This is a genomic window from Collinsella aerofaciens (assembly GCF_028209885.1).
Classification (GTDB): Bacteria; Actinomycetota; Coriobacteriia; order Coriobacteriales; family Coriobacteriaceae; genus Collinsella; species Collinsella aerofaciens_BA.
The window spans coordinates 1-7,464 of record NZ_JAQLEM010000055.1; the positions used below are offsets into that span (position 1 = coordinate 1).

Annotated in this window: 6 protein-coding genes; all 6 read right to left on the reverse strand. The window is 59.2% G+C overall.

The genetic code is table 11. The features are described from left to right. Positions 1-455: 455 nt before the first annotated feature. From tsaD to acpS, 6 genes are read right to left on the reverse strand one after another with little or no spacing between them, the layout of a single operon-like run. Complete coding sequence (gene tsaD, locus PMX21_RS09665) at positions 456-2,840, reverse strand: tRNA (adenosine(37)-N6)-threonylcarbamoyltransferase complex transferase subunit TsaD (protein ID WP_271748963.1); 2,385 nt, start codon at positions 2,838-2,840, stop codon at positions 456-458. Next, on the reverse strand, positions 2,827-3,333 hold the full coding sequence (gene tsaE / locus PMX21_RS09670) for a tRNA (adenosine(37)-N6)-threonylcarbamoyltransferase complex ATPase subunit type 1 TsaE (protein WP_271748962.1): 507 nt from the start codon (positions 3,331-3,333) through the stop codon (positions 2,827-2,829). The genes tsaD and tsaE overlap by 14 nt, the downstream gene beginning before the upstream one ends. A 12-nt stretch (positions 3,334-3,345) precedes the next feature. Continuing rightward, positions 3,346-3,966 carry a uracil-DNA glycosylase gene (locus PMX21_RS09675; protein WP_006235848.1) on the reverse strand — a complete coding sequence of 207 codons (621 nt, stop codon included), beginning with the start codon at positions 3,964-3,966 and terminating at the stop codon, positions 3,346-3,348. A gap of 8 nt (positions 3,967-3,974) precedes the next feature. Beyond that, complete coding sequence (gene alr, locus PMX21_RS09680; protein ID WP_035137770.1) at positions 3,975-5,120, reverse strand: alanine racemase; 1,146 nt, start codon at positions 5,118-5,120, stop codon at positions 3,975-3,977. Positions 5,121-5,122: 2 nt separating this feature from the next. After that, positions 5,123-6,739 (reverse strand): NAD(P)H-hydrate dehydratase, encoded by a 1,617-nt coding sequence (locus tag PMX21_RS09685; RefSeq protein WP_082222952.1) that lies wholly within the window; start codon positions 6,737-6,739, stop codon positions 5,123-5,125. Beyond that, positions 6,740-7,279 carry a holo-ACP synthase gene (acpS, locus tag PMX21_RS09690; RefSeq protein ID WP_006235843.1) on the reverse strand — a complete coding sequence of 180 codons (540 nt, stop codon included), beginning with the start codon at positions 7,277-7,279 and terminating at the stop codon, positions 6,740-6,742. Positions 7,280-7,464 lie beyond the last annotated feature (185 nt).

Consider the following 7,464-nt stretch of genomic DNA (forward strand, 5'->3'; position numbering starts at 1 on the left):
AGATTCTAGGACGAAGGCCGTTCTTCGTTAAACGGGCGCTAGGGCGCCGCCCTTACACCAACATTTTCGACGCGATCACGGAAAGCACATTAAGTGCTTTCCTTTGCGTGCGGAACTCGCGATAAAGTTCATATGCGCCGCCCGGCTCCCGCCGCTCCCAGGGGCTCCCATCCCAAATGTGCGGAGCATAGCTCCGCACACCAACTTTTTCTTTCAGCTAAAGAACGCCGGAAATTCGACGCTGGCTTGTTAACCTTGCTGGACGTTGTCGACGCCAAACCAGCTCGGAAGTTATATCGATACAGAAAGGTCCCCGACCGGAGGGGCCGGATATAAGGTTTATCGCGAGTTCCGCACGCAAAGAAGGCCACTTAATGTGGCCTTCGTCTTGCGCAGGACTGTAGAGCAGGAAACCTTATATCCGGCCCCTCCGGTCGGGGACCGCACCCGTACGACTACAGCGTCATGTTTGGATCGGCGTCGACGTCGAACGACGAGATTTCACCTCGGTCGAATTTACGGCGAGCGACCTCCGCGATCATGGCGGCGTTATCGGTGCAGGCGGACAAGGGCGGCACCGTTACACGAATGCCCTGACGTCCAAGCTTCTTGATCATCATCTCGCGCAGATGCGGATTGGCCGAGACGCCGCCGCCAATGCAATACTCCTTGCACCCGGTGGCATGCAGGGCGTTCTTGGCCTTCTTGTACTGCACGTCAAAGACCGCCGCCTCAAACGAGGCCGCCAGGTCGGGCAGGTGAATCGTGCGCCCGGCCTTGGTCTCCTGCTCGATGTAGAGCGTCACCGCCGTCTTGAGACCCGAAAGCGAGAAGCGGTAGTCTCCCCTGCTGTTAAGCGCACGGGGGAAATCGATCGCCTTGGGGTTGCCTGTCTCGGCCAGCTTGGAGATGATGGGGCCGCCGGGATAGCCCAGGCCCAGGGCCTTTGCCACCTTGTCGAAAGCTTCGCCTACGGCGTCGTCCAGCGTTTCGCCAAGCACCTCGTAGTCGCCCCATGCCTTTACGTGCACGAGCATGGTGTGCCCGCCCGAGACAAGCGTAAAGATGAACGGCGGCTTGAGGTCGGGCTGCGCCAACAGGTTGGCAAACAGGTGACCCTCCAGATGATTGACACACACGAGCGGTTTGCCGGCAGCATATGCAAAGCCCTTGGCAAAGGCGACGCCCACCACCAGGGCGCCCACCAGGCCTGGACCCTGCGTCACGCCCACGGCGGCAAGCTCACTTGGCGCAATCGCTCCGCCCTCAAGGCCAAGCGATGCCGCGGCATCTTCAAGCGCCGCATCTACGACACTCACAATCACCTCAACGTGCTTGCGCGAGGCGATCTCGGGCACCACGCCGCCAAAGCGGGCATGAAAATCAATCTGCGTCGACACCTGGTTGGCCAGCATATTGCCATCTGCATCGATAATCGCCACGGCCGTCTCGTCGCAGGAGCTCTCGATGGCAAGCACCAGGCGACGGCGCTCGATTTCGGCACGTTCCTCAACGGTGCGATCGGGCGCGGCCAGCGGCCATACGCGCTGCTCGGCAGCCGTTGGCTCGGGCGAGGCGTTGTCGACCGGAAGCACCAGAGGCAACGGCGCCGTCATGACGATGGCATCCTTGCCGGCGCCGTAGTAGCCACGGCGACGCCCCGCCTCGGTAAAGCCCAGGGCGGCATAGAGCGCCATGGCGCCCTCGTTGCCGTCCTCGACCTCGAGCGAAGCCGTGGTGCAGCCGAGCATCTGGGCATCATAGCTCACATGCGACAGCAGCTTGCGGGCAATGCCCTCACGGCGATGTGCCGGGTCGACGGCGACATCCAGAATCTGCACATCACCGTCCACGACCATACCGCCGGCAAGGCCCAGTAGCTTGCCGTCGTCGTGTGCCACCCACCAACTACGCGGCGCAGCGACGTCCTCGCCCAGTTCGGACAGGAACACGCCCGGCGTCCACGCCTCGTGTCCGGCACCTTCAAAGCAGGCAGCCTCCAGTGTGCTCGCGCCCTCGGCATCCGCCGCGCCCATGGGACGGAACTGCAGATGACGACCGGCGAGCTCATCGGCAACGCCCGTAATTTCGCTCTGCGCACTCTCGGCAAGACCAAGACGCTTGCGCTCGTTTTCCTCGGCATCCGAAAGGCGCGTGTAAATCGGCAGGACGCGAGCCGGATCGCCGTCACCCGCAGCGTGCGCGAGCAGCAAGCCCTCGCCCGAAGGCCACCACAGGTCGCGCTCCACGCAGCGGGCGGTCTCGTCCTCACCCAGCAGCTTGCCATAGCGCACGAGACCGTCACCGGTCAGCTGAACCTGGTCCCAGTCCGCTGCTTGGCGCCACTCATCGAGCGCCACGGCGGCCTTGACCACGTGTTCGCGCTCAAATTGACGCTCGGGGCCCTCATCGACCAGCATATACAGCGCCGGATATACCTCACCGCGCATAGCGTCGGCCAAGATACCAAGCTTGCCGCGCACGCCAGCCTTCCACGCCGTCCAAGCGCAAGCGTCGAGCGTCGACACGCCCAGCAGCGGAACATTGGCACCACGCGCGAGGCCCTTGGCAGTGGAGATGCCGATGCGCACGCCCGTAAACGACCCCGGGCCGCGGCCGACCACGTAGCAACCAACATCGCTGCGATCCAGGCCGGCCTGCTTCAGTACGCCATCAACAGTATTCACGAGCTCCACATTGGCATGGCGACGGCACATATGGTCGCCACTCACCAGCTTCGCCTCGCCTGTCTGCGCATCAATCCAGCTTGCCGCGCAGGCAAGCATGTCGGTCGAAGTATCGAGCGCCACCACCAGCGCGCTGTCGTTATGCAAGCTCATCTTGTACAGCCTTATCTATCAAATGGGAAAGCTCCTTCGCGCGCTCGCCGTGCGCCTCCAGCGCTATCGTTCGCACGTCGCTATCGTCCTCGTCGCGCTTAAGCGTCACCGAAAGATACTCGTCCGTCAGCTCATCCTGAAACTGCTCGCCCCATTCCAGTAGACAAGCGCCCTCATAGCCCAGCACGTCAAAAATGCCCGTATCCTCAAGCTCGTAAGCGTGCTCCAGGCGGTATAGATCAAGGTGAAACAGCGGAATACGACCTTGATCGTGAACGGCCATGAGCGCAAACGTAGGGCTCGTAACCATATGCCCATCGCCCAGCCCGCGCGAGACGCCCTTGGTAAAGTGAGTTTTGCCCACTCCCAGGCCACCGGTCAGGATGAGCACATCGCCGTCCTCAAGGCACGGTGCAATTAGCTCGCCAAAGTACTCCGTATCGGCAGCGCAAGTCGTTTTGTAAGTACCTACCCCCAGGCGCTCCAGGGACATATATGCTCCTTATTATTCCGAGGCGTCCTCTGGTGCGGGATGTCGCTCCAGATAGTCGCCCAGCATCTTAAAGTCTTCCTCCAGCAGCTCCTGCCACGCCGGATTGCGCAGCGCTGCTGCCGGATGGAACGTGGGCATTACTACAAAATGCCCCATCTGGTGGAACCTGCCGCGCAGCTTAGTAATGCCAATCTCGGTCTTAAGCACAAAGTGCGTCGCGGGGTTGCCGAGCGTCACGATAATATCGGGCCAGATGCTTCGAATCTGCTCACGCAAAAACGGTGAGCAAGCCAACACTTCCTCGGGACGCGGATTGCGGTTTCCCGGCGGGCGGCACTTAAGCACGTTGGCAATGTAGACGTCTTCGCGTTTGAGGCCCGCCAGCGACAAAATGCCGTTGAGGTCCTCGCCTGCCGCCCCCACAAAGGGCTCGCCCTGCAAATCCTCATTGCGGCCCGGCGCCTCACCAATAAACATCACGCGAGCGCGGGGGTTTCCCACGCCAAACACGATATTGTGACGCGACTGGTAGAGCTGGCAGAGGTGACAATCGCCCAGAACGGCCTCAATTTCCTCGAGTGCGACCTCACGTGGTGCCTGATGGGTATGGCCGGGGATGTGCATGACGCCCATAGCGGCTCCTACACGTAGACCTTGTCGAGACGCATGCCAAAGCCGCAGGCGACCTCGTAGTTAATCGTTCCGCGCAGTCGGGCCATCTCGTCCATAGTGATCTCGGCATCGCCATCGCGGCCGACAATGATCATCTCGTCACCATACTCGGCCTCGGGAATCTCGTGTGCCGGGTTGGACTGAATGGCGACCATAAACTGGTCCATGCAGATATTGCCAACCTGATGCACACGCTCGCCGCGATACAGCACATCCATACGATTGGAAAGCGTACGCGATAGGCCATCGGCATAACCGATCGGCAGCGTGCAGATCTGAACGCGCGTACGCGGTACGCGGTAGGTAAAACCGTAGCCCACGCCCTCACCCATCGCAGGGTGTGCCACGCGCGTCACGCGCGCATGGACGCTCATAACGGGATCAAGCTGCATCACGCGGCCACTCAGCTCGCACGGCTGCATGCCATACAAGCCAACGCCGGCGCGAATCATATCAAAATGCATCGAGGGGTCGAGCATCGAGGACGGCGTGTTGGCGCAGTGCACGATACCGCACTCAAAACCCGCATCCTTAATGGCCTGAACGGCCTCGGTAAAGCGCTGACACTGCAGCTTGTAGTCCCAGCCCGAAGGTTCATCGGCCGTGGCGAAGTGCGTAAATACGCCGTCGCACTGAATACCGCGATGGAAATTTATACCGCGGACAAAGTCGAGCACCTGCGTGTAGTGAACGCCGATACGATTCATGCCCGTCTCGATGGCGAGATGATACTTGCCCACTTTGCCCGCCGCGACGGCACATTCGCCATACGCAAGAGCAAAATCAGACGTATAGACCGAAGGCATGATATCGAACTCGAGCAACGTCGGAATGGCCTCGATAGGCGGCTCGCTTAGGATGAGGATGGGTTTCGTAATCCCGCCCTGTCGGAGCTCAACGCCCTCGTTAACCGTCGCCACGGCAAACATGTCGGCACCGGCCGAATACATGATCTTGGCGCACTCAACAGCTCCATGACCATAAGCATCGGCCTTGACCACGCAGCACAGGCGCTGACGTGGATTCAGCAAGTTCTTATAGGCCCTCGTGTTGCGACGGAGCGCCCCGCGGTCGATCTCGACCCAGGACCAGCGCGTCAAATCGGCTTTATTCATGATTAGTCATCCGACCCTTCGTCCATGATTCCCAGATCTTCGAGCGCATCCTTTGCCGCCAGTTCCATGGCCGGACCGATCAAGTCGATAAGATCGGTCGCGATGACGCTCTTCTCACCATACTCCGTCGCCGCGGCAAAACCGGCGTAGCTGTGAAGTGCGACGGCGTACGAATACAGCAACTCCCAACGATCCATCTCGTCGCGCATGGTGGCAAGCGTGCCGGCCAAAATACCCGCGAGAACATCACCCGAACCGGCAGTTGCCAGAGAAGCCGGACCCGAGAGCGGCAGCAGCACACGCTCAACGCCACAGATAGCCGTCGTCGGCCCCTTGGCAATGACCACCAGATTGTCAGAGCCTGCAGCCCAGACAACCTTCTGCGCGGCTGCAATCGCAGTACCAAGGTCGTTCACCTCGTCACCGGCAACCAGACGCGAAAGTTCACGATAGTGCGGCGTCATAACCAACGGCTGCTCGCGACGATACATCTCGGGATTACTATCAATACCGTCAATGGCAATCTTAGCAAGGCAGTTGAGTGCATCGGCGTCCAAAATTAGCGGTACATCAAGCTCGAGCAAGCCCGAAACCACCTGCATAGCGCCGGCAGATGTCGTCATACCGGGACCGCACAGTACACAGCTGTACTTCTTTGCAATCTCGCACACCGTCATGCGCGCAGCGGCGCCAAAGGAGCCGCGGGAATCAGACGGAATCGCAAAGACGGGAATCGAAGGAAGTGCCATGCGAATAAGATTGGCGCAGGCGTCAGGAGCCGCGACTGCCACGTAACCAGCACCCGCGCGAGCTGCAGACTTGGCCGCCATAATGGCAGCACCAGGATATTGCGCAGATCCGGCGACAATAAGCACAGAGCCACGGGAATACTTATCGATATTCGTAGGTAGTGGAGCAAAGTAATCAACTAAGTCACCGGGCTCGACAATCTCGGCGGCGTGGTCGACATCATCGATGACCTCGTCAAGACGGTCGTAAAGATTGCCGCAGATCAAATCGCCAGCATACTCAGGGCCATCAGCGCTATACAGACCAATCTTGGGCGCAATCATCGTCACCGTATGCTCGGCACGAATGCAGTCGTCATCAACAACGCCCGTCTCGGCATTCAGGCCCGAGGGGACATCAATGGATACGACACAATCGGCGCATTCATTGACCGTAGGAATCCAGATGGAGAACGGCGCACGCAGATTCCCGTGGAATCCGGTACCAAAAATGGCATCGACAACAACATCGGCCTTATCGATCAAAACCTCGAGTTCGTCACGCGAGGGGCCAACGCAAACGTGCACATCGCGGCCGGCAGTACGACGAGCAACATGACGTGCCAGAGCAGCAGGAATCTCATCCGGCTCAACCGGAGAAACGATATCCACGTCCACACCCTTGTGGCTCAGGATATCGGCGGCAACCCAACCGTCGCCGCCATTATTACCAAAACCGACCAGAACGAGAACCCGATCGGGATTGAGCTTCAAGACCTCGTTGGCGGCAAACTCACCCGCTAGCTCCATAAGCTCGGCCTTCGAAGTCCCTTCGCGTTCGATGATGTCCTCGAGACGAACGACTTCTTCGGTACTCAAAACCGGTTTCATCTATGCTCCTAGCGTATCTTGCGAAGCATCGCCCAGGTGCTCCGTCAATGCTGAATTCTGCAGCTGCTCGAGCTCATCTAATACAGAGCGAGCCTCTTTAAATGTCTGCGCAACGCGTTTCTTGGTACTCACCTTTTCCTCTTTTGGCTTAGGCCGAGCATCTTCGGTAATCGCGATGGCATTCGCAACGGCCAAGTCTCCTGTAAGCGTAATGGAAAGAGCGACCTCAACAACACCCAGTTCTTGAGCGATCTCGAGAGCACGGCCCGAAAGCAGCGCCTTCGGTTTGCCGAGTTTATCACGCGTTACCGAAACATCCTTGCGACCCACGCCTTGACTAAAACCCGTGCCGAGAGCTTTAAGCACCGCCTCGCGCGAAGCAAAGCGGCTCGCATAGTGAGCAGCGGGACGCGATGATGCATCGCAATACGCACGCTCTTCTTCGGTAAACACACGCCGAGCAAACGACGGCGTCTTTTCAAGAATTGATTTCATACGGGAAATCTCGACGATATCAACGCCGATACCAGCTTCAGCCATGTTCACCTCCATATCGCACAGACTAAGTTATTGTAGCCCGTTCACAGAAGATGCGACAAACGAGGGTTATAAAACACAGCTACTATGTGAAACAAAAGCCCGTAAACGCAAAAAAGGGGGAGGCCGCGAGGCCTCCCCCTTCTCAGTTCAAGCGTACGGCTCGGTGCCGTCCACCGGTCAGCGGC

What these genes read in the sequence shown, in the direction of transcription:
- tsaD (WP_271748963.1), bottom strand. Translation starts at nt 2,840, where the DNA reads ATGAGCTTGCATAACGACAGCGCGCTGGTGGTGGCGCTCGATACTTCG.
- tsaE (WP_271748962.1), bottom strand. Translation starts at nt 3,333, where the DNA reads ATGTCCCTGGAGCGCCTGGGGGTAGGTACTTACAAAACGACTTGCGCT.
- PMX21_RS09675 (WP_006235848.1), bottom strand. Translation starts at nt 3,966, where the DNA reads ATGGGCGTCATGCACATCCCCGGCCATACCCATCAGGCACCACGTGAG.
- alr (WP_035137770.1), bottom strand. Translation starts at nt 5,120, where the DNA reads ATGAATAAAGCCGATTTGACGCGCTGGTCCTGGGTCGAGATCGACCGC.
- PMX21_RS09685 (WP_082222952.1), bottom strand. Translation starts at nt 6,739, where the DNA reads ATGAAACCGGTTTTGAGTACCGAAGAAGTCGTTCGTCTCGAGGACATC.
- acpS (WP_006235843.1), bottom strand. Translation starts at nt 7,279, where the DNA reads ATGGCTGAAGCTGGTATCGGCGTTGATATCGTCGAGATTTCCCGTATG.